The sequence below is a fragment of the Nocardia sp. NPDC047654 genome (assembly GCF_043205035.1).
Lineage (GTDB): Bacteria > Actinomycetota > Actinomycetes > Mycobacteriales > Mycobacteriaceae > Nocardia.
This window is the reverse complement of record NZ_JBIDDF010000008.1, coordinates 119,230-144,638: the sequence shown is the minus strand read 5'-3', so window position 1 is coordinate 144,638 and position 25,409 is coordinate 119,230. Positions and strand designations below refer to the sequence as shown.

Below are 25,409 nucleotides of genomic sequence, written 5' to 3'. Positions count from 1 at the left end.
CGTGTCCTCCTCGTTGCTGGTTCGTCGTGGCCGGATCAGGCCTGCTCGGCCGGACGCTTCATCATCAGGCCGACGCGCAGGGCGTCACAGACCACCTCGTCGCGCTGGTTGATACCGAGGTGACGGAAGGTTACGATGCCGGAGTCGTTGCGGCTCTTGGATTCCCGCTTGTTCTCGATCTTGGTCTGCACGTGGATGGTGTCGCCGTGGAACACCGGCTTGGGAAACTTGATCTGCTCGAAGCCCAGGTTGCCCAGGGTGGTGCCTTGCGTGGTCTCCGGCACGGTGATACCCGAGACCAGGCCGAGGATGAACAGACTGTTCACCAGGCGCTGCCCGTAGATGGAGTTCTTGCTGTACTCGGCGTCCAGGTGCAGCGGGGCCAGATTCAACGTCATCACACTGAACAGCGTGTTGTCGGCCTCGGTGACCGTGCGGCGGGTGGGGTGGTCGATGACCATTCCCGGCTCGAACTCCTCGAAATACAGGCCAGCCATGTCGCATCCTCTCCAAATATATTATGTACTAGACGGCGCCGAACGCATGCTACCTCACCGTTCGACTTATCATATATTATATCATCGTATATTATATCCAGTATCAGCCTCAACCCCGGAGGAGCCGAGAGTGTCCGAACTCAGTGCCGAGGACTTCGAGCCGATCCTGGCTCACGTCCGTACGTTCATCCGTACCAAGGTGGTCCCGCGCGAGCAGGAGATCCTGGAGACCAACGCGATTCCTGACGACATCCGACAGGCAGCTGCCGAGATGGGCCTGTTCGGGTACGCCATCCCGCAGCAATGGGGCGGTCTCGGCGTCGACCTCACCCAGGATGTCGAGCTGGCCATGGAGTTCGGCTACACCTCGCTGTCACTGCGGTCGCTGTTCGGCACCAACAACGGCATCGCCGGCCAGGTGCTGGTCAACTACGGCACCGACGAACAGAAGAAGCAGTGGCTCGAGCGGATCGCCTCGGGCGAGGTGCTGGCCTCCTTCGCGCTCACCGAACCCGGCGCGGGATCCAATCCCGCCGGTCTGCGCACCCGTGCTCGCCGTGACGGCGACGACTGGGTGATCGACGGCCAGAAGCGGTTCATCACCAATGCCCCGCTCGCGGATCTGTTCGTCACCTTCGCCCGCACCGCCGAGCCCGGCCCCGACGGACCCGGTATCGCGGTGTTCCTGGTGCCCGCCGCTACACCGGGCGTCATCGTCGGACCCAAGGACGCGAAGATGGGCCAGGAAGGTGCCTGGACCGCCGACGTCACGTTCACCGATGTCCGTGTCCCCGCCGACGCCTTGGTCGGCGGCTCGGAGAACGTCGGATACAAGGCCGCGATGGCCTCGCTCTCGCGTGGTCGCGTGCACATCGCCGCGCTCGCCGTCGGTACCGCCCAGCGCGCGCTCGACGAATCGGTGGCCTACGCCGCCACCGTCACCCAGGGTGGTACGCCCATCGGTGATTTTCAGCTGGTCCAGGCGATGATCGCCGACATGCAGACCGGGGTGATGGCCGGCCGCGCGCTCGTGCGCGACGCCGCCGCCAAGTACGTCTCCGGCGAGGACCGCCGCATTTCCCCTTCGGTGGCCAAGTTGTTCTGCACGGAGATGGTCGGCCGTGTCGCCGACAACGCGGTGCAGATCCACGGTGGCAGCGGGTACATGCGTGAGGTGACGGTCGAACACATCTACCGCGACGTGCGCCTGCTGCGCCTGTACGAGGGCACCAGCGAGATCCAGCGCCTGATCATCGGTGGCGGGCTCGTGCGCGAAGCGAAGAAGCGCGCGTGAGCACGAAGATCGCGACCGATCTCGCCACCCGGGTCCGCGTCGCGTCGACCCTGCTGTTCGTGCCGGCCGACCGTCCCGAACGCTTCGCCAAAGCCGCCGCGGCGAATCCGGGTCTGGTCGTGCTCGATCTCGAGGACGCGGTGGCGCCCGATGCCAAGGACGCCGCCCGCGAAAACGCCGTCGCCTGGATCGAGGCGGGCAACGAATGCGCCGTGCGCATCAATGCGGCCGCAACCGTATGGCACGCGGAGGATCTCGCGGCCCTCACACCGCTGCGCTGCGCGATTGTGCTGCCGAAGGCCGATATCGAGGTTCTCGATGGTGTCGTAGCTACCCTCACCGATGCACGAGCGAGCAGTCCCTATCGCCCGAAAGCCGGCGGCAGCCGACACCCGCTGCTCGCATTGATCGAAACCGCTGCAGGGGTATTGCATTCCACGGCTATCGCGGCCACGCCGGGTGTGGAGCGGCTCGCGGTCGGCACCTTCGACCTCGCCGCCGAACTCGGTGTCGACCCCACCGATCGCGAAGCGCTCGCCGGTACGCGGCACGCACTGGTCCTCGCTTCTGCCGCCGCGGGCCTGCCCGGCCCGATCGACGGTGTCACCGGCGCCGTCGATGATGCCGGCCTGGTCGAGGACGACGCCCGCTACGGCAAGCGACTCGGCTTCACCGGCAAACTCTGCATCCACCCCCGTCAGCTCGTCCCGGTAGCCACAGCGTTTCGCCCCACCGAGGACGAACAGGCCTGGGCACGAAAGATCTTCGCCGCGATCACCGATACCTCCGGGGTCGCCGTGGTCGACGGTGCCATGGTCGACAAGCCCGTGCTCGACCGTGCCCGGCGCATCCTGGCGCAGCTCGACGCCACCACCGACAGTGAGGAACAGCCATGACCGGACCACTTCTGGCCGACAAGACCGCCGTCATCACCGGCGCCGCCCAGGGCATCGGCTACGCCATCGCCGAACGATTCGTCGCCGAGGGCGCGCGCGTCGTCATCGGTGACATCGACGGTGCCGCCGCGCAGGCCGCCGCCGACAAACTGGGCGGCGCGACCGTCGCCCGTGGGGTGCGGTGCGATGTCACCGTCGCCGACGACGTCCAAGCCCTGATCGACGCCGCCGCCGAATCCTTCTCCCCCGTCGACGTGATGGTCAACAACGCGGGCATCACCCGTGACGCGACCATGCGCAAGATGACCGAGGACCAGTTCGACCAGGTCATCGCCGTCCACCTCAAGGGCACCTGGAACGGCACCCGGCTGGCAGGTGCGGTGATGCGGGAACGCGGCAGCGGCGCCATCGTCAACATGTCCTCGCTCTCGGGCAAGATCGGCCTGCCCGGCCAGACCAACTACTCCGCGGCCAAGGCAGGCATCGTCGGCCTGTCGAAGGCCGCAGCGAAAGAGCTCGCGCACCTGGGCGTGCGGGTCAACGCCATCCAGCCCGGCCTGATCCGCACCGCCATGACCGAAGCCATGCCGCAGAAGGTGTGGGATCAGAAGATGGCCGAGATCCCGCTCGGCCGCGCCGGTGAGATCGACGAGATCGCCACGGTCGCCCTGTTTCTCGCCTCCGACATGTCCTCGTACATGACGGGAACGGTGCTCGAGGTGACCGGCGGGCGGTTCATGTGACCGCGTCCACCTGGCAACCGCATACGGAAAGCACCACCGAACTCCTCGATCCCGCGCCGGTGGCCGCGTTGGCCGCGCTGCTCGACGACGGCCTGCCCGCCCCTGGCCCCGGCGATCCGCTGCCACCACTGTGGCACTGGGTGGCGCTGCCGCGATGGGCCGCCTCCGGCGTGCTCGGGCCCGACGGGCACCCTCGACGCGGCTCGTTCCTGCCACCGGTCGAACTGCCGCGACGCATGTTCGCCGGCGGTGAGATCCTGCTGCACGCACCGCTTCTCGTCGGATCGACGGTGCGGCGCGAGGCCGAGGTGGTCTCGGCGACCGAGAAGAACGGCCGATCCGGCGCACTGGTCGTGGTCGACGTACGGATTCGTTTGTTCACCGATACCGACCAGCTCGCCGTCGAGGAAACACAGCACCTGATCTACCGGGAGGCCGCACCCGCGCCGGAACAGCCAGCGCAACCGCCTTCGGCCGAGGACACCCTGCCGCGCACTCCCCTGCACCGCACGGCGGACAACGCCTGGGAGCTGCGGACCGATCCGTCACTGCTGGCGCGGTTCTCCGCGGCCACCGCCAACGCGCACCGCATCCACTACGACTGGCCCTATGCCACCGGTGTGGAGGGATACCCGGGGCTGGTCGTCCACGGCCCGTTGCAGGCCATCGCACTGGCCGAGATCCACCGCCTGATGGGCGGGGCGCCGGTGCGGGAGCTGCGCCACCGCGGCCGGGCGCCGCTGTTCTGTGGGCAGCCCGCACGCTTGCTCGCCACCGCGATGCCCGACGGGGTGGCACTCGAATTGTTCGGTCCCGGTGGCGCATCCGCCGGACCGAACGCCACCGTCGACGTCACCACCGATTGAGCAGGAGAGACCGTGCCCCGCGTATTCACCACCCTCGACGAGGTCCGCTCCGCCGTGGGTGAGCCCATCGGCCCGAGCGAACCGTATCTGGTCGACCAGGCGCGCATCTCGGCGTTCGCCGAGATCACCGATGACGAGCAGTGGATTCACGTCGACCCCGAGCGGGCCGCCGCCGGACCGTACGGCACCACCATCGCCCACGGGTATCTCACGCTGTCGCTGATCTCGCATTTCCGGCCGGAGCTGCTCGATTTCCGATTCGGCTCGGCCCGGGTGAACTACGGCGTCAACAAGGTTCGCTTCCCCGCGCCGTTGCCCGCCGGGTCGCGGCTGCGGGCAACCGTGACGATCACCGATGTCACCGATACGCCTGCCGGGGCCTCGGTGACGGCGAAGTACGTGCTCGACGGCGGCGCGGTCAAACCCGCCTGCGTGGCCGAGACGGTCCTGCTGATCGTCGACTGATCGCCTGACGATAAGAGAAGGGGGTGGCCGCGGCCACCCCCTTCTCTTATCGTCGCTACTACACGTTGGCCGATACCGCGTCGGCCAAGGCGATCACGCCCTCCGCCGTCTTCACGTGCGCGAGATCGATGTGCTGGCCTTCGAAGTCGACGGCCGCGCTACCTGCGGCCTCCGCCTCGTTGAACGCCGCGATCATGCGCCGGCAGTAGTCGACGGTCTCCGGCGACGGTGAGAACACCTCGTTGGCGATCGCGACGTGCGACGGGTGGATGGCCACCAGGCCGCGGTAACCCAGCTGACGGTTGTCGAGGCAGAAGCGCCGGGCGCCGTCGAGGTCCTTGATGTCCTGCCACACACCGGTGACCGGGTGGTGCAGCCCGTTCGCCCGCGCGGCCAGGATGATCCGGCTGCGCAGATACAGCGTCTCGAGCCCGGCGGGGGTGAACTCGAAGCCGAGTTCGCGACCGACGTCGGCATTGGGACCGGTGGCACCGAGCAGGGAGGCCACCCGGGGGCTCGCGCCCGCGATCTCCTCGCAGTGCGCCATCGACACCGCGGTCTCGAAGGACACGATCAGCTGCACCGTCCCGACTTCGATGCCCTCACGCTGCTCGATGTGGCTCAGCACCGCGTCCAGGCGCACGATCTCGTCGGCCGTGAACACCTTCGCCAGGAACAGCCCGGCCAGCCCCGGTCGCACGACGGCTTCCAGGTCACCGCCGAGCAGCCCGCTCACCTCCGGGTTGGCCCGCACCCACAGGTCGGGGCGCACGCCTTCGGCCGTGAGACGGTCGATCGTGGCCGCGACAGTGCCGCGCGCCTCGACCTTGTCCGCAGCGGGCACCGAATCCTCGAGGTCGAGGATCAGCGCGTCAGCACCGGAGGCGACGCCCTTGTCGGCCCAGGAACCCTTGTGACCGGGGACGAAGAGCATCGAGCGGTACGGTTTCATCGTGTGCCTCCCTTGGCAGCTGCTGTGCGAGTCTACTCAATATAATATATGTAATATCATCGCTGCACCGCCAGTACCGCGTTGGCGCCGTCGGCGAAGATCAGCCCCGTGTCGACGGACTGCTCCCCCGTCGATGTCAGCCGCCCGTCGGACGCCATCGCATACGTATGCACGCGCGCGGTGATGCCGACGGTCAGAGTGTCGATGAGGAAAACCCGCTGCGATTCCGAGTCGACCACCACGCGGCCCGGCAAGGTGCCCGCCGACGCCGGGTACGGCGATCCGGGCAGCGGGCTCAGCGACCCGTTCTCCGCGATCTGGAACCCACTGATCCGGCCCGCCATCGCCTCGGCGATGTACATCCGGCGACTGTCGGCGGTGAAAACCGCACCGTGCGGCAACGGCATCAGCCCGGTACGGAACGGCGACCCCGGCACGGGGCTCAGTTTCCCGTCGGCACCGATCGCATAGCCGGAGATGTCACCGCTGGCTTCATTACTGACATACATGAACCGGCCGTCCGGCGTCACACCGGGCAGGGTCGACATCAGACCCGCAGCGACGGAATCGACGAGGGTCAGCACACCATCGGCCCCTACGGCGAAACTGAAGGCCGTGGCCTCCAGCCATCCGACGGCGAACACGAAACGGCCGTCCGGCGCGATCGAGAGCTGACTGAGCGCACTCACCCCGGGCACCTGAACCGCACCGGTGAACACCAGCCCCCCGGTGGCGGTGACCGAATAGGTGCGGATTTCGTTCGTCACCGAACCGCTCGTCACGAACAGCCTCTTTCCATCGGGCGCGACCACGGCTCCGACGCCTGGACCGCCGAGCTCGAGATATGCCTCGGGAATCGAGGTGAGAACGCCGTCGCTGCCGAGGCGGAACCCGTTCACGGTGCCCGACACCGTGTTGACCGAGTAGACGTTGCGGCCATCCGGCGTGACCGTCACCGCCAGCGAACCGGTCCCGGACGGAAAGGGTGAGCCAGGCACTGTCGACAACCTGCCCGCGTCGTCGAGGCCGAGCACACTGATATTCGATGATGCCGCACCGCTGATCACCAGAAACCTCGCACCCGGATCCGCCAGGGCGACCGAGGAATCCAGCCAGCCTCCCGAGGCGAGTGCGAGCGTCACAGCGAGACCCGCGGCAGCGCGCCGGGAACGAAAACGCTGGGTAGAGAACATGTGTGCAACCTCCGACCGACCGACGAGCACCGCTGCTCCCCGATCGAATAGACACGCGCGATCTGCGCCAGGAACGAATCGGACGACATTGTCCGTATGCCGCCCTTTTCCCGATAGACGCTAGGCAGATTCCCGTGCACGCAATGTCCAAGAATTTGGACAGCACAGAATTTTCGGGCAGCACAATTTCCAGATCCGCCGAACAACGCAAAAGGCCCCGCCGACCGAAGTCGACGAGGCATTTTCCGGTGAAATGTCAGTGCAGGGTGCACCTGAGCAGGATCAGTTGCCGAGGCCGGAGATATCGGCCGGCTCGTTCTCGAGTACCAGCGTTTTGGTTTCCAGGAAGGACAGCAAACCTTCCGAACCACCTTCGCGACCGACGCCGGACAGCTTGAAACCACCGAAAGCGATCGAGAAGTCGGTGCGCGGACCATTCTGCCCGACCGTGCCGGTCCGCAGCTTGCGTGCCACGCGGTAGGCGCGGTCGGTGTCGTTGGTGAAGACCGAGGCGTTGAGGCCGTACGGGTTGTCGTTGGCCAGCGCGATGGCGTCGTCCTCGTCCTTCGCCGCGATGACGGCCAGGACCGGACCGAAGATCTCCTCGGTCGCGATCACCGATCGGTTGTCGACACCGGCGAAAACCGTCGGCTCGACGAAGAAGCCGCGCTCGAGCCCGGCCGGTCGGGCACCACCGGTCACCAGGCGCGCGCCGCCGGATTTCCCTGCGGCGATGTAGCTTTCGACGCGCTCCCGTTGGCGGGCGGACGCGAGCGGCCCCATGGCCACGCTCTCGTCGAACGGGTCTCCCACCCGGATCACGCTCATCGCCGCGCCGAGCGCGTCGGCGAGTTCGTCGTGACGCTTCTCGGAAACGATGACGCGCGTCAGGCTGTGACACACCTGCCCGGCCAGGTAGCTGATGCCACCGGCGAGCACCTTCGCCGCCGTGCCGATGTCGTAGTCGTCGAGCACGAGAGCGGGCGACTTGCCGCCGAGTTCGAGGGTGCAGCGCGCCATCCGGTCGGCACAGATCGCGCCGATCGTGCGGCCCGCCACCGTGGATCCGGTGAAGGTGACCTTATCGATGCCGGGGTGGCGCACCAGCGTTTCCGACACCTGCCGGTCGGCGGTCACCACGTTGACCACCCCCGGCGGCAGCCCCACCTGGTCGCAGATCTCGGCGAACAGGTACGCCGAGGTCGGCGCCTCCTGCGGTGGCTTCAGCACGATCGAGCAACCGGCGAGCAGAGCCGGCGCGCACTTGTAGGCCATCAGGCCGGCGGGGCCGTTCCAGGGCACGATCGCCGCGACGACACCGACCGGTTCGCGCACCAGCAGACCGGCGCCGCCGGCCGCGGGTGTGTGCGGCTCCCGGAACGCGAACGTCTCGGCCAGATCGGCATAGGCGTTGAACGCGCCCGACAGGAACAGCGGAAGACGGGTCTTGGCCAGCGAGTACACGATGCCCGATTCGATGGACCAGAGCCGGGCGAAATCGTCGCCCCGCCTGGTCAGTTCGGCGGCGATCGCACGCAGGTAGCCGGCGCGCTCGGTCGGCGACATCAGCGGCCACGGACCGGTGTCGAAGGCCTTGCGCGCGGCCGTCACCGCGGCGTCCACGTCCTCGACGGTCGCCGCGCCGACGGCGGTGACGACCTCCTCGGTGGTGCAATCGAGGATCTCGAAGGTCTCCGAGGACGACACCGGAACCCACCTGCCGTCGATATAGGACGCCTCGGGATGCGCAGGTAGCACGCCTGCCACAGCCGACCTGGTCATGGAAAGTCCTCTCACCGCTGTGACACATCTAACGTTGAGAAATATATACTATATTACGTATCGAAGCATCACGCCTTGATCAGTAACAACGCTGGCGAGGAAGGCCGCCGGGTCGAATCCGGCCGACGGGTCAGGCCGTGGATCTGCGGGCCGACTCGGCCCACAGACCCTGCTTCTCCAACATGGCGATCAACTCGTCGGCACCGGACATGATGTGTTCGCGCATCAGGGTATCGGCGGCCTCGGGGCGACGCTTCTGCAACGCTTCGAGGATCAGCGGGTGATCACGCAACGTGTCCTCACCGCGCCCCTCGATAGTGATGTAGAAGCGATTCGGCAGCTGCTTGACGACGGTTGCCAGCAGCATGGCCAACCGGCGTGAGTCCGCCGCCAGGTTGATCGAGCGATGGAACTCGTGACCGTAGGCGACGAGCGCCTCAAAGGATCCGTTCTCCGCCGCCCGCGCGTGCGCTTCGACGACGCCCGCGAGATGATCGAGTTCGCGTGCGGAGATCGACTTCGCGGCCCGGCTCGCCAGTTCACCGGCCATCGTCGCCTGCGCCCAGAACAGGTCGCGCACATCCTGTTTGCTGAACTCCGACACCATGAATCCGCGCCGCGGCACCAGTTCGACGAAGCCTTCGCCGCTGAGCAGTAGCAGACCTTCGCGCACCGGAGTGTTGCTGACACCGACGGCCTCGGCGATCGGTTCGATCCGCAGGAACTCACCGGGCCGCACCCGGCCCGAGATGATCAGTTCACGAACGTAGGTCGCGACGTCCTCCGACAGTTGATGACGCTGCTTGTTCGCACTGCGCGGCAAACGCTGCAGGGTGGTTTCCATCGGGGTCCTTTCGGTCGCCTGTTCATACATTATGCCTCATATGTGACCCTCACCTGGGGGAACACGCGGCAAGCTCCAGCGTGCCGGGCCGAAGAACGCAGGACGAGAGTTCCCGAGGTGAACCAGACAATCACCCGGATGGTCGACTCCGCAGTGACCACACAGCGCTTCCGGCGAGGTGCGTGAACAGCTACTCGTCCTGGCCTCCCGATCTATCGCCTCGACCGGCAAGCTCAGCGACGACGCCGAGGCGGTGGCAGGTCTGGAACGCGCCGTGAGCACGTGCATCCGGTTGGGCGTAGATCTCGACACCACGTTGTCGATCGTCATCGGAGCCATCGAACTGGTCGTCGACGCCGCGCCCGCGATGTCCCCTCGCCGCAGGCTCCGGGCAGGTGCTGCGGACGGTGCGCGTGGCCACCGGGATCGTCGCGCGCGTCTCCGGACACGCGGGCCACCCGACGCACGGCAGCGTCGAAGCAGCGCAGGAAATCGCCGCCGCACTGCGATTCGTCGAAAGTGCTCGGACAATGCGACCGGATAGGCGTCGCCGACGCCTACGCGATCATGACCGTCCTTGTGCCCGCACGGCGCGACAGACCACACGACGCTCCGTGCAGCCTGGCCGAACCCGTGGTGGCGCGGCTGTATTCGGAGCTGCGGCGACGCGTCGGCCCGAGTGCGCTTGCGCTGCTGGGCGAAACCGGCGCAACCGTCCTCGTTCCCGCCACAGCGTCCGGCGAGTTCACCGCGCTCGCCGGCTTCGTCGAAGCTCTCCGCCCCGCCGAGGGCCTCATCCCGACCGGGGTGGTGGTGTGGGACCCTGCGACAGCCGTCGCAGGGTCTCTTCGGGGGCCGTATGCAGTCCGCGCTACGCGAAGACCGGGCTGTCCGCGACGAAGCTCGCGAATTTCAGGCTTCGCGTCTGCCACTGCCCTTCGCGCTTGACAAACTCGAAAGCGTATGTCCCCGAGAGCAGTACCCGGGTGTCATCGGTGGTGAGACGGAAGTAGAAGACATCGGTGGCCGCTGTCGCGGTGTCACCCTGGATGTCGATCACCGGATTGGTGATGTGGTGATGGCACTGCGGAACTTCCCGCCACACCTTGCGCACCAATTCCCGTATTCCGTCGGTGCCGTGCCCCTCACCGCGAGGAAGCAGGTAGTCGGCGTCGGCGGACCAGATGCTCATGAAGGTCTGCTCGTCCTTCTGATCGATTCCGTGACAGTACTTCGCCATCAGTATCTTGATCTGCTCGAGGTCGACGACCCACTGGATCTTCTGCTCCAGGCCGTCACTGAGATTTGCCATAGTTTGTTCGAACTTTCCAGAGTCGGGATCGAAGGTGCTTCGTTCGAATCAGCGGTCGAGCAGTGTGACGACCGATTTGGTCTCCAGGTACTCCTCGAGCGCATCGGGACCGTTCTCCCGGCCCCATCCGGACTGTTTGAAGCCGCCGACCGGCATCTGGACGCCACCGGCACGGTGGATGTTCACGCCGATGCGACCACCGCGCAGCCGGCGGGCGACGCGATGGGCCAGTGCGACATCGCGCGTCCAGACACTGCCCGCCAGCCCGTATTCGGTGTCGTTGGCCGAGGCGATGGCGGCGTCGAGATCAGTGAACGACATGGCCGCGATCACCGGACCGAAGATTTCCTCGCGGACGATCTGCATGTCCGGTGTCGCGTCGGCGACGACAGTCGGCGCGTAGTAGAAGCCCCGTCCGTCCATGCGCTCGCCGCCGCTGACGACCTTCGCGCCCGCCGCCCTGCCACCTTCGACGTACCCGGCGACGCGGTCGAGCTGACGCTGGGAGATCAGCGGGCCGAGTAGCGCGTCCGGATCGGTTCCGTAGCCCACCTTCATGGTCCGGCCCTGCTCGGCGATTCCCTCGACCAGCTCGTCGTAGATGTCGGTGTGCGCGAACAACCGCGTCCCGGAGGTGCAGATCTGGCCCGAGTTCCAGAACACGCCGATCGCGATCCCCGCCGCGGCGGCGGCGATGTCGGCATCGGGAAGCACGATCACCGGCGACTTGCCGCCCAGTTCCAGCGACACCCTTTTCAGGTTGCCGGTGGCCGCCGCGACGATCTTGCGACCCACTTCGGTGGAGCCGGTGAAGCTGATCTTGTCGACGCCGGGATGCTCGGCCATCGCCGCGCCCGTCGCCCCGAAACCGGTGACGATGTTGACGACACCGGCCGGAACGCCTGCCCCGAGCAGTATCCGGCCGAGGGCGAGCGCGGAGAGCGGGGCTTCCTCAGACGGCTTGAGCACACACGTGCACCCGGCCGCCAGCGCGGGCGCCAGCTTCATCGACATGGCGATCAACGGTGCGTTCCACGGCACGATCATCGCCACGACACCCACCGGTTCGCGGTAGGTGGAGCCCTGTAACCGACGTTCGCCGGTCCCGATGTCGACGGTGGTGCCCTGGATCTTGTCCGCCCAGCCGGCGTAGTAGCGGAACTGGTTGATCGCCTCGGCCACCATCAGTTTCGCCTGGGAGACCGGCATACCGACGTCGAGGCTCTCCAGCCGCGCCATCTCCTCGGACTTCGCCTCGAGCAGATCGGCCACCCGCCACAGCACCACACCGCGCTGCGCCGACGACAAACGCAGCCACCGTTCCTCGTCGAAAGCGCGCCGCGCCGCGGCGACCGCGGCATCGACATCAGCGCCTGCCGCCTCGGCGACCCGACCGACTACTTCTTCGGTGCCCGGATCGATCACCTCGAACATCGAGCCCGCTGCGGCGGGCACCCACTCACCGTCGATGAGCAGGCGCCCGACGCCGGAACCGAATGCGGACCGCACCACCGCTTCCACTGTCACGACCGTGCTCATGCGTGATCGTGGATGTAGGGAACCGGGTGCGGGATCTTGGTGCCCGGCGGCGGACTCTGCACCGCGTTCGGGTCACCGGAGACCAACTCGACCAGGTAGCCGTCCGGGTCGGCCACCATGGCCAGGGTCACCGGACCGAAATCGGTTGGCTCGACCCTCATTTCGTATCCGGCGGCCTTGATCTCCGCAGCCGCCGCGTTGACGTCGTCCACGACCAGCACCAGCGGCGCGTACCCGGGGACCGGGGCAGGCGCCGGCAGCAGATCACCGTTGAGCAGAACCAGGGTGCGCACGCCTTCGGAGTTCTCCAGCATCACCTCGGTGAGTTCCGGATCCACGAATTCGAGCAGCGCGCCGACCTTCTGATCGAACAGCTCGTAGAACGCAAGCGAGCGGTCGAGATCGCGAACGATCAGCTTGAAATTGGTGAACTGACCTTTGATCATGAGATTTCCCGTTGGATCTTTCGAATACGAGCCGGGTCTTCCGGGCACGCGTAGGTTCTGCGGAAACGTGCTACTCGGCCGAGGGCGGGGTGCCGAGCACCAGGCCGTAGGCGCGACGGCTGACATCACCGGACAGATCGATGGTGATGCCCTTGTCCTGGGTGAACTCGTCGAGCGCGTCGGGCCCGAGCTCACGACCGGTGCCGGACTGCTTGAATCCGCCGAAGGGCAGGTACTGAGAGATGTTGTGGTAGTCGTTGATCCACACCGAGCCGGCCTCGATCTGGCGGGCAACCTCGAGCGCGCGCTGGTTGTCGCGGCTCCACACGGCAGCGGCCAAACCGTACTCGGTGTCGTTGGCGATCTTGATCGCTTCCTCCTCCGAGTCGTACTTGAGCACCGACAACACAGGCCCGAAGATCTCCTCGCGAGCGATGGTCATATCGTTGGTGACGCCGGTGAACACCGTCGGCTCCACCCAGTAGCCCTTGTCGAAGCCCGCACCGGTCGGCACACCGCCACCGACGACGACGGTCGCGCCCTCGGCCTTGCCCTTCTCGATGTAGCTCAGGATCCGCTCGTGCTGGGTCTTGTTCATCACCGCGCCGATGTCGGTGGCCGGGTCGAGCGGGCTGCCGATCTTCAGCGTCTTCAGCCGCTCGACCAGACGGGCGACGAACTCGTCGTGGATCGAGGCGGGCAGCAGCAGCCGGGTGCCGGATTCACACGCCTGGCCGGCGTGCAGCAGGAAGGCGTAAATCGAACCGTCCACGGCCGCAGTCAGATCGGCGTCGTCGAGCACGATGTTCGGGCCCTTGCCACCCAGTTCGAGCAGCACCCGCTTGACGGTGCCCGCGGCGTCGGCCATCACCTGACGGCCGGTGGTAGTGGAGCCGGTGAACGACACCAGCCGCACATCGGGGTGCTTCACCAAGTGGCCACCGACAGTCGGGCCGTCACCGACGATGACGTTGAGCGCGCCGTCGGGCAGTCCGGCCTCCTTCAGCAGCTGGGCCAGCTCGAGGGCGAAGATCGGGGTCTTCTCGTCGGTCTTGAGGACAACGGTGTTGCCCGCGGCCAGTGCCGGGATCGACTTCCACACGGCGATGACCGCCGGGAAGTTCCACGGGACGATTCCCGCGCACACACCGACCGGCTCCTTGCGAATGAAGCTCGCCGAAAGCACTTGTCCGGCAACCGGTCCCGACCGCTCCCACGCATAGGTGCGGGTCAGCTCCGCGTAGTGGCCCAGGTGCATCAGCGGGAAGCCGACGCCGATGGCACCGGCCAGCCGCAGCGGCATCCCGGTCTCCTTGGCGCTGAGCACGGCCAGCTCGTCCATCTTGCCGCTCAGTGCGGCGATCACCCGATCGAGCACCGCGGCACGCTCGGCGGGCGGGGTGTTGCGCCAGACCCCAGAATCGTGGGTCCGCTTGGCGGCCGCCACCGCGGCGTCGACGTGGCTCGGATCGGCCTGGGCCACGGTGACCACGACCTCTTCGGTGGCCGGGTTGATCACCGGAATGGCGGAGTCGGTGTCGACCCACCGGCCGTCGATGAACAGCCGGTAATGCGGAACTCCGTCACGATCGACAGCCGGAGTTTCGGGAAGAGTGGCAGTCATTTCTCACCTCTGCTTGTGTGGTTCGCCGGAATTTCGGCGCGGGGAATTCAGGAACGGATCATGCGGCGGGATATCGGTTTTCGACTCGTCCCGGCCTCGAAATCAACAGTAGAGAGATCAGCGACACGCGGGTGTCCAAGTTTCTGGACAGTCGATTCGATGCATTTCTGCTATCTCCCAGCAACGAGCACGGAGGCAGCGGAGAACACCAGTCCGGTGCGGCTGCGCCGATTCCTGCGTCAGCCGGCCGTCCGGTGCGATCCGGTAGCTGCGCGGCACAGCCATCGGCGCGGGTGCGGATCGGTCAGGCTCATGCGCGGCCACGGGCCGGTGTCGAACGCCGCGCGAGCGGCTCGGACTGCCCGGCCCATGTCCGCGCGCGAGCCTGCCACCACCCGGCCGATCGGCTGCTCCGTGAACGGCGAGGCGACTTCGAAGGTGCTCCCGGTCTCCGGAGCGACCCACGCACCGCCGATGAACAGACTCGCGTGTTGTCCGGCCGAACCACCATGTCAACTCCCGCCGAATGAAAGCGCCGAATGCACTGCGCCATCGACGAGATGGCCGCTGCCGCGCTGCGATGAAAAACTCCGGAAACACGTTTCCGATGAGTGACTTCGATCATATCGAGCACTACGGGCTATTCAATTGACGTTTTCCGAAACACCGCTTCACCCACCCCGAACCCAGATATCCAGGTACTTCACGCTGGTCGAATCACCACTTTCCGATTTGCCAATTGGCTTGGAATGTGATGTGCGTTACGGTCGTTCCGTTCGCTGCCGGAGTTTCCGCCGAACATTCCTTTTCCCGCCGACAGGAGTCTGCATTTCCATGGCTATTCAGGTGACGATCGACATGGCCGCCAAGGTCGGGCGCTTCGACGATCTGCGGGAGTGGTTCGTCAAGAACCTTCCCGGCACCCGCAGCTTCGCGGGCAACATCAGCGTCGAGGTCGCGCGCGACCAGGACGAACCGGCCCGCATCCTGTTCGTCGAGAAGTGGGACACCCGGGCGGATTTCGAGGCCTACCTCGCCTGGCGCGACGAGTCCGGCGTCATCGCCGAACTGCTCGAGATGCTCGACGGCGACATCACCTTCCGCTACCACGATTTCCTCGGCGTCTGACACGACGGCGAGGGGTAGGTAGTCGATGACGACATTCGTACGAAGAAGGGCACGCCGTCGCGCCGCCCTGCTCCAGAAACCGGCCGCCGCGTTCGCGGCCGTTCTCCTCGGTGCCGGCTGGGCAGCGGGCGTCGCCGCAGCAGCTCCCAGCCACAACGCTCAGTTCCTGCTGATGGGCGGCACCGCGACCGGCGATGTGGCGGTCCTGCGGATCGCCGACGACGGTGGCCTGTCCCCTGTCGGGGGCTCACCGTTCAGCGCGGGCCCCGGTGTCCTGTCAGTGGCCGCGGCTCCCGACAGCCGCACCGTCTATGTCACGCAGGTGGGCGCCCAGCGCGTGACCGGATACCACATCGACCGCAACGGCGCGGCCCATCCGATTCCGGGTGGCGAGGTCGCGTTCAGCGGGGGCCCGGTGGTCACCTCGATCCTGACACCCGATGGGAGATTCCTGTTCATCGGCGCGGGCGGCGTACCGGGCCGGATCAGCACCTTCGCGGTCTCCCCCACTGGTGCGCTCACCTTCCTGCGCGAGACCACGGTCACCGGGTTCGCCGTCTTCCCCATGGTCACGGTCGATCCGAACGGCCGATATCTGCGCTTCACCAGCGCCGCCGACGCCGCGATCCATAGCTACCGGATCGGTGCGGAGGGCGAACTCACCTCGCTCGGTGATCCCGTGCCCGGCGGTCCTCTCCCGGTCAATCCGGGCTACACGCCCGATGGCCGGTTCGTCTACGTGAGCAATGAGCAGGGCAGCAGTGTCTCGGGTTTCGCGATCGGTGACGACGGACGCCTGACACCCACTCCCGGCTCGCCGTATGCCACCGGCGGGATGCCGCACGCGGCCGAGGTCACCTCCGACGGACGCTTCGTCTACGTTCCGGAGGTCGCCGGCGGTGCGGTCGCGGGTTTCTCGATCGGTCCCGACGGTGCGTTGACGCCGCTGCCCGGTTCGCCGTACAGGGCGCCGGCCGGGTCCTATCCCGGGTTGGTGAAACTCAGCGACGACGAGCGCCACCTCTACGTCGCCGACTGCCTGCCGGCCACGGTGACGACCAAGGTCCACATCTTCGATGTCGGCCCCGACGGCACCCTGACCCGCTCGGCACTGCCCTCGGTCGACACCCGAACCATCTTCGGCGACGGACCGATCCTGGTGAAAACTTCCTGACCGACACACGAAACGTCTGCCCCGCACGAGGATCACCCGTGCGGGGCAGACGTCTATGTGAACGGTGAAACGACGGCCGAGATCAGCCGGCCAGACCCTTCCCGAAGAACTCGTCGAGCTTGTCCACGGCGGGGGTGACGTACTGGTCCACGTCGTAGAGGTCGATGTGGCTGGCGCCGTCGACCACGAACAACTCCTTCGGCTCGGCGGCCTTGGCGATGGCCTCCTCGCTGAAGTAGGCGGTATCGGCCTTGGAGCCGACGATCATCAGCAGCGGACGCGGGGAGATCATGGCGATCTTGGCGTAGGCGTCGAACTGGGCGATGCGGTCGATGCTCTGCAACGGCCACTTGTTCTCCGAGCGCTCGTGCTGGCCGCGAGGGGTGCGGTAGTAGTCGTGCGCCTCCCGGTACAGATCGGGCGCACCCTCGAGGCCTTCGGCGCTCGGCGGCGCCCAGATCTGGTAGTTCGGCTCGGCGCCCTGCGCCTCGGCGGTCCGCAGCGCACCGGCGGCGTCGAGCATCTCCTGCAGCACCGACGGGTCCTGGGTGCGGCCCAGGCCGTTGCTCAGGTAGTCGCCGATATCGAGACCGCTGACGGTGGCCACCGCCTTGATGCGGTGATCGGTCTGCGCGGCGAAGGGCACGTAACCGCCGGAAGCGCAGATGCCGAGGGCACCGATGCGCGCGGAGTCGATGTCGTCGCGGGTGGTCAGGAAGGTAACCGCGGACTTGACGTCCTCACTGCGCTGGAAGGGGTCTTCCAGAAAGCGCGGCTCGCCTTCGCTCTCGCCCTGGTAGGCGGCGTCGAACACGAGCGCGGCGTAGCCCTTGTCGGCCAGACGCTGCGCGTAGACGCTAGCGGTCTGCTCCTTGACACCACCGCCGGGGTGCGAGACCACCACGGCGGGCAGGCGCTCGCCGCCGCGGTTGTCGGGGGTGAACAGGATGCCCGCCAGGCGCAGGCCGTTGCTCGGGAAGGTGACGCTTGTGCGCATCAGGCACGATCCTTTCGATGAGATCTGTTCCGGCTCCATGCCGATGCAACAACCTTCTCTCCGGCATAACCTGCCGACAATGGGAAAGATTCTTCCTATGAACCCACGATCCCAGTAATAACTTCTGCCGCAGGGTGACCGCCCGCGATTCAATCCTCGCGAATTCCCGCTTCGGAACATGTCACTGGGTTCGAGCTGCCCACCGGCCTACGATGAGGACAGCCGGTGACCGGGCCTCGGGTTCTCCCGGCACGATTCACGATCGCTGCCGGTGAGCTGCCCCGGCCGTGTTCCCCCATCACGAAAAGAGACGAACATGACCGGACCGCTCGACGGCGTGCGCATCCTCGACCTCACCTCGAACTTCATGGGCCCGTTCGCGACCCTGCTGCTGGCCGACATGGGCGCCGATGTGGTGAAGATCGAGTCGACGGCCGGGGACACCACCCGTGGGGTCGGTCCACGTCGCAACCCCGCCATGGGCGCGATCTTCCTGCACCTCAACCGCAACAAGCGCAGTGTGGTGCTCGATCTCAAGTCCGCCGACGGCAACGCCACACTCCAGCGCATGCTGGCCTCGGCGGATGTGTTGCTCTACAGCCTGCGTCCGAAGTCGATGGCGCGCCTGGGCCTGGCCTACGAGCAGGTCCGTGAGCGCAATCCACGTCTCATCTACTGCGGCGCTTTCGGTTTCGGCCAGAACGGCCCCTATGCCGACCGGCCCGCCTACGACGACCTGATCCAGGCCGCCGTCGGCATGCCGGTCCTGCAGAGCCGCAAAACCGGTGAACCCACCTACATCGCCACCGCGATCGCCGACCGCGTCGTCGGCATGGCCGCGGCCAACGCAATCACCACGGCTCTCTACCGCCGCGAACGCTCGGGATACGGCCAGGAGGTGCAGGTCCCGATGTTCGAGACATTCGCCCAGTTCGCCATGGGCGACCACCTCTACGGCCACACCTTCATCCCCTCGATCGGCACCTCCGGTTACGCCCGGATGATGAACTCCGACCGTCGCCCGTACCGGACCCGCGACGGTTACCTCGGCGTGAACGTCTACAACGACAAGCACTGGCATCGATTCTTCGCCCTGGCAGGCAAGCCGGAGATGGCGCGCGACCCGCGCTTCGCCGATATCGGCGGCCGCACCGAGAACATCGGCCTGCTCTACCGCTTCCTCGCCGAAGTTCTCGAAACCAAGACGACGGCGGAGTGGGTGCAGATCCTGTCCGAAGCCGACATCCCCGCCATCGAGATGAACACCCCCGAAACCCTCCTCGACGATCCGCACATGAAGGACGTCGGGTTCTTCATCGAGGAGGAACACCCGACCGAAGGCCTGCTGCGATCGCTGGGCATCCCACAACAGTGGAGCGACGACACGCCCGAATTGCGTTACCCCGCACCGCGACTCGGTGAGAACTCGGTACAGGTCCTGCGCGAGTACGGGTTCGGGGAAGACGAAATCGAGCACCTGGTGTCGACGGGCGCGGCCCACACACCGGAGACCCTGCAGGCCCGATCCGGTCCGGTGACCGGATGAGCGAGTGGAAGGGAACGAGCGCGGGACCCCTGGCCGGAATCACGCCGAAAGCGACCAGCGCGAAACGCCGTCGCGCTCGGTCACGGCCAAGCGCTGCTGCACCGCGAGCAGGTCGAGATGTTGCATCGTCTCGACGATCGCGAGCGCGGCGTTGTACGGTTCGAGCTGGTCGAGCCGTTGCAGGCGCTTGGTCCACGGGAGCAGCGTGGCGACCTCGGCGGTCGTAGCCGCCCCGTCGGCGACCGCCCGCAGGCACAGGTCGAGCCGGTGATCGTGATGGGCCACCAGCTCGTCGATGCGGGCATGACTGCTCTCGGTGATCGGGCCGTGCGCGGGCAGCAGCCGCATATCGGGCAGGACGCGCACCTTGGCCAGCGAGGCGAAGAACTCGCGCAGCGGCACCTCGGGGCTGCCCGGCTCGAAACCGACCGACGGTGTGATGGTCGGCAGGATGTGGTCACCGGTGAACAGGATGCCCGCCGGGAACGCCCTGTCTCGGTTTTCCACCGCTTTCAGCGAAGTGCTAGACGCCGGCGAAGGACCGACTGAACGACTGTCCCGCCGACACTCGATTGCGCATTCCCGCCAACCGGGCGGATTCGTAGCGCGCGAGGCCTTCTTCGACATCGACGCCGTCGAGTGCCTCGGCCAGTGCTACCGCATCCGTGACCGCCTCTTCGAATCCCGCACCGGTCATGGGCGTTTGAGCGTGCGCGGCGTCACCGAGCACACCGATGCGGCCGTTGACCACCCGCTGCGGCAAATACTCGGTGATCGGCGTGGCCACCACCTCCCTTGCCTGAAACGCTTCGACAACCCCCGTGCGCCACGGTTCGGACCACCGCGTCTCGGCGGTGCGCACCATGTCGTCGTACACCTCGGCGGGAATCGCGTCCACGCGCGGCGTGTGCTTGACCTCCGTGCCCTCGATCGCGCCGATCCGCCGGAACAGCGAGGTGTGGTGCGGATCGAACCAGCCCCATCCGTAGCGGGTGACGCCCCCGTCGCGGTCGATCAGCGGGTACACGGCGAGCATGTCGTCCTCGCCGGAGAAGAAGTCGGGGCCGCCAGTCCGGTCGAGATAGGACTCCGGCAGCTCCGACTGCCCCAGCCACACGACGTAGCCCGCGTAGTCGGCGACGGGGCGGGCCGCGTCCACCCAGCGGCGCACCACACTGCGATAACCGTCCGCCCCGAGGAGGACGTCGCCGGTCCACGTCGAGCCGTCCGCTTCCCTGGCCCAGGCAGCGGTGCCGTCCTGTCCGATCTCGACGATATGCACGTTCTCGACCACCGTGACCAGCGGCTCCGCATCGGCGGCGTCACGCAACGCCGAGTACACGTCCCACCAGGAATGCGGGTACACACCCTGACGCATCGACGCGGGACCGAGCGCCTTGCCGACGATCTCACGCGCTTGCCGACCAAGCGCCCGGCGTAGACTCGCACCGGACACCAGAATCGCCACGCCACGTTGGGTGCGCCCGGATGTCCGCTCGAGGACCGTCACCGCGGTACCGCGAGCCGCCAGCGCGAGCGCCGTTGTCAACCCACCCAGCGAGCCACCGACGATCAGTGCCGCCGCGCGCCGCGACGTCTGCCCAGAATTATTCGTAGAAATGACGGTCTCCTCAGTTCACTCGGCGCGACCGCTTCGCCGCGTCGACGCGGTGGGTGCGTTCGGCCCACGGCACTCGGCCGTGCTGATGTCCGACTCGATGGTGGCACCCGCCGACCACCTGTTGCAGGGGAGAAATTGCTCCCAGGAAGGCCATGAACACCACGGGGAACAACCTGGGCGAAAATTCTCCCTGGTTATCGGGCGGCTAACGGTAAAAACTGTGAACAGGCCGAAGAAGTCGGCCGGTTCGAAATCCCCCGTACCAGTCGTGCGGGCGGTGGCGGAAGGAGCTAGCTGGTGGCAACTGACAACATCGAGCACGTCAAGTTCCGCAATCCGGACATGACGTGGGACATCGCCGCGGATCTGTACTTCCCGCCCTCGTTCGACCGTTCGAAGACCTACCCGACGATCGTCTGCGCACACCCGATCGGTAGCTGCAAGGAACAGACCGCGGGCAACATCTACGCGACCCGGCTGGCCGAGGAAGGCTATGTAGCCATCGCCTTCGACGCGAGCTTCCAGGGCGAAAGCGGCGGCAGCCCGCGCCGTGTCGAGGATCCGACGCAGCGGGTGGAGGACTTCCGGCGGGTGGCCGACTATCTGATGACCCTGCCCTACGTCGACAAAGACCGGATCGGTGTCCTTGGTGTGTGCGGCGGCGGCGGTTATTCGCTCAATGCCACGATGACCGAGCGCCGGTTCAAGGCTGTGGTGTCGATTACCGGCGTCAACTATGGCCGGATGGTACGAGAGAACTCGCTCGCTCAGGGCGGACCCGTCGCGGCCCTCGAGGCGGTCGCCAAACAGCGGTCGGCCGAGCTCGGTGGCGCCAGGGGCGAGGTCAGCGCCGCACTGCCGCCGTCGCCCGAGGTCGCTCAGCAGATCGGCGACATCGACATCATCGAGGCGTACGACTACTACTGCACTCCCCGCGGTCAGGCGCCCAACGGTCCGGCGACGTTCGACATCGCGCACGGTGCCTCGGCGCTCGGCTGGGACGCGTTCCACCTCTCCGAAGTTCTGCTCACCCAACCCGCGCTGATCATCATCGGTGACAAGCCCGGCGCTTTCGGTGCCTATCGCGACGGATATGAGATCTACGACCGGGCCGCCTCGACCGACAAGGAACTCGTGGTGCTGAAGGGCGTATCGCATTATGACCTCTACGACCAGCCCCAGGGCGCGGGCGCCGCGCTGGAGAAAGTAATTCCGTTCCTCTCCAAGCACATCTGATTTACAGATACCGGTTCTCCAGACCGACAGCCGGTAGTTGCACGACAACTACCGGCTGTCGCCGGTTCGCATCTACACCGATAATTGCGATATCTGCCGCATCAAGCACGCGACAAAAGCGGCGACCGTTGGAGTGCCTGCTTTCCGCCTCGCGGTGGCTGCATTGATGCGTCGCACCGCCCATTCCTCGTCGAGTGTCCGCAGCAACATCTCGGAATCCGCTGCCTGGCCGGCCATGCGCCGAGGGACGACGGTTGCCCCGAGGCCGGCTCGGACCATCCCCAGTGCTACCTCCCCTGTGCGCACCACATGCCGGAGGTCGCCGGGCTGGGCTCCGTGTTCTCGGTAGATCGCCGCCGTTGTCTGTGTCGCGATCAGACCCTCCGCGGCGAGTTCGCGGAATCGCACCGAACCCGCGGCTGCGAGGGGATGGTCGCGTGGCAGGACGGCGACGAGTGGCTCGCTGCCGAGCAATGCCAATTCGGCGGCGGCGCACTTCGGTTCGCCGACGCTGGCGAACACGCCGATATCGCACTCTCCGGCTTCGAGCTGGCGAACGACCTCTTTGTTGTCGACTTCGCTGAGCGAGAATTCGACGAACGGGCGCTCGTTGAGGAACAACCCGACCGCGGGCGCCAGGAGATCGATGATCACCGAGTGCGCTGCCGCGACCACCAACCGGTCTTCCAGCCCGACGGTGAGGGCGACCATCTCCGACCGAAGATCGTCGAGGTCGGCGAGCATCTTCCGCGCGTACCGCGCCAGAACTGCCCCCGCCTCGGTGGGCACCACGCCTGTTCGCGTCCGGTCCAGCAGAGGCAGGCCGATCATCGTTTCGAGCGCCTGGATACGCTTCGTCGCGGTGGAGGCAGCGATGTGTTCTCGCGCTGCCGCGAGGCCGATCTGGCGTTCTTCGATGGCCGAGAGAAAGAGTCTCAGGCTGAAAATATCGACCTGCCACTGCATGATCAGGGGATATTACCCCGGCTGTTGCGCCTCGATCGCGAAAAATCGGTCAACTCGTCGCACCTCGCGCCGCGACAACTTTTCGAGCCTCGGCCCATAAAGCCGTGGCCATGGCAAGTGGATCGGAGTCTTCGCGCCAGATCACATCCGCCAACCGCGCACCGCAGCCGTCGGCCCCAGCACCGGCGAGCCCGGCAGCTTTGCCGATGATCTGCTCGACCGACATCGGATGTTCCGATGTTCCGACGCTGTCGACGACCTGTGTCGTTCGGATCGATCCGTCGCTGAGTTCCACCCGCACCGCGGTCGCGAAATGCTGCGGATAGAACTCGGCCTCCATCACCTCGTCCACCTCGAACCGGACCCGCTCGACAACATCGAGCACCGCCGGATCCCGAAGATTCTCCTCGGTGTAAGCGTCATACCGCTCGGGGCCGTGCACGATCGTCGCCGCCACCACGAACGGGCAGCTGTACTGCGCGGTCATCGACGAATCGGCCCGCGTGAGGTGCTGCTCGGCGATCAGCCGAGGTCCTGTCACCAACACGTCCCGGATTTCGTCGGCGGGCACCGTGAACGCGTCGGTGACCACACGCAGCGCCTCGATGGTCGAGTGGAACAGACGGCAGCACGAGTACGGCTTCAAGCTGATCTGGTGGATCGCGAGCCCTCGGTCGGTTCGGACAGCAGTCGGCTCCCCACCGAAGCAGGCCGCCAGGCCGTACACGCCTTCCAGGGCCAGCCGCGGTGCGGTCACCGCGGGCAGCGCCGCGAAGTCGGCCGCGCGGATCGCATTGTGCGCACCGAGCCCCGCGTGCACCCGCTTGACCTCGCCGCCCTCCGGTTCGGCCGAGAATTGCATCGAACCGGAGGGCTGCGAGAGCGCATGTCCCCACGCGGTCTCGACCACCACCGGATCGACTCGCTCGCCCGCTCGCAGAGCCCGCAGGACCAGGGCGGTGGTCGCACCGCCGTAGGTACCGAGCAGCGATGTCGGATGGAAGCCACGGTGGACAACGCGCATACCGCCTGCGGCTTCACCGAGCAATGCCATCGTCTCGTACCCGGCGGTGATCGCCTGGAAGAACTGCTCGCGCGAGACCGGCGCACCGCTCTCGGCGGCCACCGCCAGTGCGACGGCCATGATGACCGAGCCAGGGTGGCTCGCGGTCGCGTTGTGGGTGTCGTCGAGCTCGAAGGCGTGGGCCGCCGTGCCGTGCACGAGGGCGGCGATCGACGGGTCGGTGGTCCACTCTCGTCCGAGCACATGACTGTCGCCGGTCCCGGCGAATCGTGCGGTCCAGTCGGCGAGCTCGGTCACCACCGGACGGGTGGTCCCCCACAGCGAGACGATGAAGTTGTCCAGGAGCAGGCGGCGCAGAGCTTCGGCATCCCGCGGCTGCGGGGGTGTCTCGGCGACCGCGACGACGTGTCGCGCGATCTCTGCCGTGGTCGAAGCATGGCGCGGTTCAGCGACATCCACCGGATCTCCTACACAATCGCGCCGGCGGCGGCGAATTCGGCCCAGTCCTGCGGGTCGTGGAGAACCCATATCTGGGCGTTCTGGGCGGCGGCGAGCTGCTTGATGCGCTGGATCGACATGATCGCTTCGTGGGCGTTGTAGTCGACCGGGCACGGGCATTCGTACTGGACGCCCGCGCGGAGGTGGACGGTGTCTCCGGTGATGAGGAATTTGCCCGCCTCGGCCAGCTCCACCATCAGGCTGATCTCACCGGGTGTGTGTCCCGGCGTCTGGTACAGGACGACGGCACCGTCACCGAACAGGTCGAGGTCCTCGCGCAGCGGGTTCCAGGCGTAGTCACGGACCGCTTCGAAATCGGCCGCGCGATAGAAGCCGCGGAAGTAGGCGTCCGGCCACATCGCGTACCGGATGTCGACCTCCGACATGAAGAACTGGGCGTCCGGGAACAGGTACATGCCGCCGGTGTGGTCGAAGTGCGAATGCGAGATGACCACGTGGGTGACGTCGGAGAGTTCGTACCCGGCCAGCTCGATCTGGTTCTGCAGAGTGTTCTCCGGCGGACAGTCGAGGGCGAACATATCGACCAGATCGCCGTAGACCGCGCGCGGATCCGACCATGCCTCCGGTACGAGTCCGGTGTCGAACAAGACCAGCCCACGCTCGTGTTCGATGAGGAAGGTCGGGATCGGCACCGTCAGCGGACCTCGGGTACCCATGGTGATGAGACCGCTGTCGAGGGTGATCGATGCTCCGGCCAGCGGAATGAGACGTCGCGCGGGCATGGCGGTGTCCTTTCGGGACTCGG

The 25,409-nt window shown here is 66.6% G+C and carries 25 protein-coding genes; 9 read left to right on the top strand and 16 right to left on the bottom strand.

The window, feature by feature from the left end; translation table 11 throughout:
- Positions 1 to 35: 35 nt before the first annotated feature.
- Complete coding sequence (locus tag ACGF7Y_RS21725) at positions 36 to 497, bottom strand: MaoC family dehydratase (protein ID WP_067488553.1); 462 nt, start codon at positions 495 to 497, stop codon at positions 36 to 38.
- Between the two features lie 130 nt (positions 498 to 627).
- Here ACGF7Y_RS21725 and ACGF7Y_RS21720 point away from each other — a divergent pair, with 130 nt between their 5' ends.
- The 5 genes from ACGF7Y_RS21720 to ACGF7Y_RS21700 are packed head-to-tail and all read left to right on the top strand — an operon-like array spanning position 628 to position 4,761.
- Positions 628 to 1,791 (top strand): acyl-CoA dehydrogenase family protein, encoded by a 1,164-nt coding sequence (locus tag ACGF7Y_RS21720; RefSeq protein WP_393236370.1) that lies wholly within the window; start codon positions 628 to 630, stop codon positions 1,789 to 1,791.
- Complete coding sequence (locus tag ACGF7Y_RS21715) at positions 1,788 to 2,687, top strand: HpcH/HpaI aldolase/citrate lyase family protein (RefSeq protein ID WP_393236368.1); 900 nt, start codon at positions 1,788 to 1,790, stop codon at positions 2,685 to 2,687. Before ACGF7Y_RS21720 ends, ACGF7Y_RS21715 begins: the two co-directional genes overlap by 4 nt.
- Positions 2,684 to 3,430 (top strand): 3-oxoacyl-ACP reductase FabG, encoded by a 747-nt coding sequence (fabG, locus tag ACGF7Y_RS21710; RefSeq protein WP_393236366.1) that lies wholly within the window; start codon positions 2,684 to 2,686, stop codon positions 3,428 to 3,430. The genes ACGF7Y_RS21715 and fabG overlap by 4 nt, the downstream gene beginning before the upstream one ends.
- Positions 3,427 to 4,296: a hypothetical protein gene (locus ACGF7Y_RS21705; RefSeq protein WP_393236364.1), complete on the top strand. Its 870-nt coding sequence runs from the start codon at positions 3,427 to 3,429 to the stop codon at positions 4,294 to 4,296. The genes fabG and ACGF7Y_RS21705 overlap by 4 nt, the downstream gene beginning before the upstream one ends.
- 12 nt (positions 4,297 to 4,308) lie before the next feature.
- On the top strand, positions 4,309 to 4,761 hold the full coding sequence (locus ACGF7Y_RS21700; RefSeq protein WP_195152285.1) for a MaoC family dehydratase: 453 nt from the start codon (positions 4,309 to 4,311) through the stop codon (positions 4,759 to 4,761).
- 58 nt (positions 4,762 to 4,819) lie between these two features.
- On the opposite strand, the gene ACGF7Y_RS21695 is transcribed toward ACGF7Y_RS21700, so the two are convergent.
- The 9 genes from ACGF7Y_RS21695 to ACGF7Y_RS21655 all read right to left on the bottom strand — a co-directional run bounded on the left by ACGF7Y_RS21695 (position 4,820) and on the right by ACGF7Y_RS21655 (position 14,929).
- On the bottom strand, positions 4,820 to 5,713 hold the full coding sequence (locus ACGF7Y_RS21695; protein ID WP_195152284.1) for a CoA ester lyase: 894 nt from the start codon (positions 5,711 to 5,713) through the stop codon (positions 4,820 to 4,822).
- Positions 5,714 to 5,769: 56 nt separating this feature from the next.
- The gene (locus ACGF7Y_RS21690) at positions 5,770 to 6,906 is read right to left on the bottom strand and encodes a lactonase family protein (RefSeq protein ID WP_393236362.1); all 1,137 of its coding nucleotides are present in this window, start codon (positions 6,904 to 6,906) and stop codon (positions 5,770 to 5,772) included.
- A 282-nt stretch (positions 6,907 to 7,188) separates the two neighbouring features.
- A complete protein-coding gene (locus tag ACGF7Y_RS21685) occupies positions 7,189 to 8,688 on the bottom strand; it encodes an aldehyde dehydrogenase (protein ID WP_393236360.1) in 1,500 nt (499 codons plus the stop codon).
- Between the two features lie 130 nt (positions 8,689 to 8,818).
- Entirely contained in the window at positions 8,819 to 9,532 is a 714-nt protein-coding gene (locus ACGF7Y_RS21680; protein ID WP_393236358.1) for a GntR family transcriptional regulator, read from the bottom strand.
- Between the two features lie 871 nt (positions 9,533 to 10,403).
- Complete coding sequence (locus ACGF7Y_RS21675; protein ID WP_393236356.1) at positions 10,404 to 10,844, bottom strand: nuclear transport factor 2 family protein; 441 nt, start codon at positions 10,842 to 10,844, stop codon at positions 10,404 to 10,406.
- Between the two features lie 48 nt (positions 10,845 to 10,892).
- Positions 10,893 to 12,383 (bottom strand): aldehyde dehydrogenase family protein, encoded by a 1,491-nt coding sequence (locus tag ACGF7Y_RS21670; RefSeq protein WP_393236354.1) that lies wholly within the window; start codon positions 12,381 to 12,383, stop codon positions 10,893 to 10,895.
- Positions 12,380 to 12,829, bottom strand: a complete 450-nt coding sequence (locus tag ACGF7Y_RS21665; RefSeq protein WP_393236352.1) for a VOC family protein — start codon at positions 12,827 to 12,829, stop codon at positions 12,380 to 12,382. Before ACGF7Y_RS21665 ends, ACGF7Y_RS21670 begins: the two co-directional genes overlap by 4 nt.
- 70 nt (positions 12,830 to 12,899) lie before the next feature.
- Positions 12,900 to 14,453 (bottom strand): aldehyde dehydrogenase family protein, encoded by a 1,554-nt coding sequence (locus tag ACGF7Y_RS21660; protein WP_393236350.1) that lies wholly within the window; start codon positions 14,451 to 14,453, stop codon positions 12,900 to 12,902.
- Between the two features lie 239 nt (positions 14,454 to 14,692).
- Positions 14,693 to 14,929, bottom strand: a complete 237-nt coding sequence (locus ACGF7Y_RS21655) for an aldehyde dehydrogenase family protein (RefSeq protein WP_393236486.1) — start codon at positions 14,927 to 14,929, stop codon at positions 14,693 to 14,695.
- 358 nt (positions 14,930 to 15,287) lie between these two features.
- On the opposite strand from ACGF7Y_RS21655, the gene ACGF7Y_RS21650 reads away from it, so the two are divergent.
- Both ACGF7Y_RS21650 and ACGF7Y_RS21645 read left to right on the top strand, forming a co-directional pair.
- Entirely contained in the window at positions 15,288 to 15,581 is a 294-nt protein-coding gene (locus tag ACGF7Y_RS21650; protein WP_393236348.1) for a putative quinol monooxygenase, read from the top strand.
- A 25-nt stretch (positions 15,582 to 15,606) separates the two neighbouring features.
- Positions 15,607 to 16,755 (top strand): lactonase family protein, encoded by a 1,149-nt coding sequence (locus tag ACGF7Y_RS21645; RefSeq protein WP_393236346.1) that lies wholly within the window; start codon positions 15,607 to 15,609, stop codon positions 16,753 to 16,755.
- 82 nt (positions 16,756 to 16,837) lie between these two features.
- Here ACGF7Y_RS21645 and ACGF7Y_RS21640 read toward each other — a convergent pair whose 3' ends face one another.
- Positions 16,838 to 17,752, bottom strand: coding sequence for an alpha/beta hydrolase (locus tag ACGF7Y_RS21640; RefSeq protein ID WP_393236344.1), 915 nt, complete (start codon positions 17,750 to 17,752; stop codon positions 16,838 to 16,840).
- Between the two features lie 316 nt (positions 17,753 to 18,068).
- On the opposite strand from ACGF7Y_RS21640, the gene ACGF7Y_RS21635 reads away from it, so the two are divergent.
- A complete protein-coding gene (locus ACGF7Y_RS21635) occupies positions 18,069 to 19,298 on the top strand; it encodes a CaiB/BaiF CoA transferase family protein (protein WP_393236342.1) in 1,230 nt (409 codons plus the stop codon).
- A gap of 39 nt (positions 19,299 to 19,337) precedes the next feature.
- Here ACGF7Y_RS21635 and ACGF7Y_RS21630 read toward each other — a convergent pair whose 3' ends face one another.
- Together ACGF7Y_RS21630 and ACGF7Y_RS21625 are read right to left on the bottom strand one after the other, a co-directional pair.
- Positions 19,338 to 19,805, bottom strand: a complete 468-nt coding sequence (locus ACGF7Y_RS21630; RefSeq protein ID WP_393236340.1) for a hypothetical protein — start codon at positions 19,803 to 19,805, stop codon at positions 19,338 to 19,340.
- Positions 19,806 to 19,821: 16 nt separating this feature from the next.
- Positions 19,822 to 20,847 (bottom strand): FAD-dependent monooxygenase, encoded by a 1,026-nt coding sequence (locus tag ACGF7Y_RS21625; protein ID WP_393236339.1) that lies wholly within the window; start codon positions 20,845 to 20,847, stop codon positions 19,822 to 19,824.
- Positions 20,848 to 21,216: 369 nt separating this feature from the next.
- Here ACGF7Y_RS21625 and ACGF7Y_RS21620 point away from each other — a divergent pair, with 369 nt between their 5' ends.
- Complete coding sequence (locus ACGF7Y_RS21620) at positions 21,217 to 22,155, top strand: alpha/beta hydrolase (RefSeq protein WP_393236337.1); 939 nt, start codon at positions 21,217 to 21,219, stop codon at positions 22,153 to 22,155.
- 72 nt (positions 22,156 to 22,227) lie between these two features.
- Here the strand turns inward: ACGF7Y_RS21620 and ACGF7Y_RS21615 are convergent, their stop codons facing one another.
- The 3 genes from ACGF7Y_RS21615 to ACGF7Y_RS21605 are packed head-to-tail and all read right to left on the bottom strand — an operon-like array spanning position 22,228 to position 25,386.
- A complete protein-coding gene (locus tag ACGF7Y_RS21615; protein ID WP_393236335.1) occupies positions 22,228 to 23,121 on the bottom strand; it encodes a LysR family transcriptional regulator in 894 nt (297 codons plus the stop codon).
- Positions 23,122 to 23,170: 49 nt separating this feature from the next.
- The gene (locus ACGF7Y_RS21610; RefSeq protein ID WP_393236333.1) at positions 23,171 to 24,604 is read right to left on the bottom strand and encodes an MmgE/PrpD family protein; all 1,434 of its coding nucleotides are present in this window, start codon (positions 24,602 to 24,604) and stop codon (positions 23,171 to 23,173) included.
- A gap of 8 nt (positions 24,605 to 24,612) precedes the next feature.
- The gene (locus tag ACGF7Y_RS21605; RefSeq protein ID WP_195152260.1) at positions 24,613 to 25,386 is read right to left on the bottom strand and encodes an N-acyl homoserine lactonase family protein; all 774 of its coding nucleotides are present in this window, start codon (positions 25,384 to 25,386) and stop codon (positions 24,613 to 24,615) included.
- Between the last annotated feature and the right edge of the window lie 23 nt (positions 25,387 to 25,409).

Excerpts from the sequence above, each read along its gene's own strand:
- ACGF7Y_RS21725 (WP_067488553.1), bottom strand. The coding sequence starts at position 497 with ATGGCTGGCCTGTATTTCGAGGAGTTCGAGCCGGGAATGGTCATCGAC.
- fabG (WP_393236366.1), top strand. The coding sequence starts at position 2,684 with ATGACCGGACCACTTCTGGCCGACAAGACCGCCGTCATCACCGGCGCC.
- ACGF7Y_RS21695 (WP_195152284.1), bottom strand. The coding sequence starts at position 5,713 with ATGAAACCGTACCGCTCGATGCTCTTCGTCCCCGGTCACAAGGGTTCC.
- ACGF7Y_RS21690 (WP_393236362.1), bottom strand. The coding sequence starts at position 6,906 with ATGTTCTCTACCCAGCGTTTTCGTTCCCGGCGCGCTGCCGCGGGTCTC.
- ACGF7Y_RS21685 (WP_393236360.1), bottom strand. The coding sequence starts at position 8,688 with ATGACCAGGTCGGCTGTGGCAGGCGTGCTACCTGCGCATCCCGAGGCG.
- ACGF7Y_RS21680 (WP_393236358.1), bottom strand. The coding sequence starts at position 9,532 with ATGGAAACCACCCTGCAGCGTTTGCCGCGCAGTGCGAACAAGCAGCGT.
- ACGF7Y_RS21675 (WP_393236356.1), bottom strand. The coding sequence starts at position 10,844 with ATGGCAAATCTCAGTGACGGCCTGGAGCAGAAGATCCAGTGGGTCGTC.
- ACGF7Y_RS21670 (WP_393236354.1), bottom strand. The coding sequence starts at position 12,383 with ATGAGCACGGTCGTGACAGTGGAAGCGGTGGTGCGGTCCGCATTCGGT.
- ACGF7Y_RS21665 (WP_393236352.1), bottom strand. The coding sequence starts at position 12,829 with ATGATCAAAGGTCAGTTCACCAATTTCAAGCTGATCGTTCGCGATCTC.
- ACGF7Y_RS21660 (WP_393236350.1), bottom strand. The coding sequence starts at position 14,453 with ATGACTGCCACTCTTCCCGAAACTCCGGCTGTCGATCGTGACGGAGTT.
- ACGF7Y_RS21650 (WP_393236348.1), top strand. The coding sequence starts at position 15,288 with ATGGCTATTCAGGTGACGATCGACATGGCCGCCAAGGTCGGGCGCTTC.
- ACGF7Y_RS21645 (WP_393236346.1), top strand. The coding sequence starts at position 15,607 with ATGACGACATTCGTACGAAGAAGGGCACGCCGTCGCGCCGCCCTGCTC.
- ACGF7Y_RS21640 (WP_393236344.1), bottom strand. The coding sequence starts at position 17,752 with ATGCGCACAAGCGTCACCTTCCCGAGCAACGGCCTGCGCCTGGCGGGC.
- ACGF7Y_RS21635 (WP_393236342.1), top strand. The coding sequence starts at position 18,069 with ATGACCGGACCGCTCGACGGCGTGCGCATCCTCGACCTCACCTCGAAC.
- ACGF7Y_RS21615 (WP_393236335.1), bottom strand. The coding sequence starts at position 23,121 with ATGCAGTGGCAGGTCGATATTTTCAGCCTGAGACTCTTTCTCTCGGCC.
- ACGF7Y_RS21605 (WP_195152260.1), bottom strand. The coding sequence starts at position 25,386 with ATGCCCGCGCGACGTCTCATTCCGCTGGCCGGAGCATCGATCACCCTC.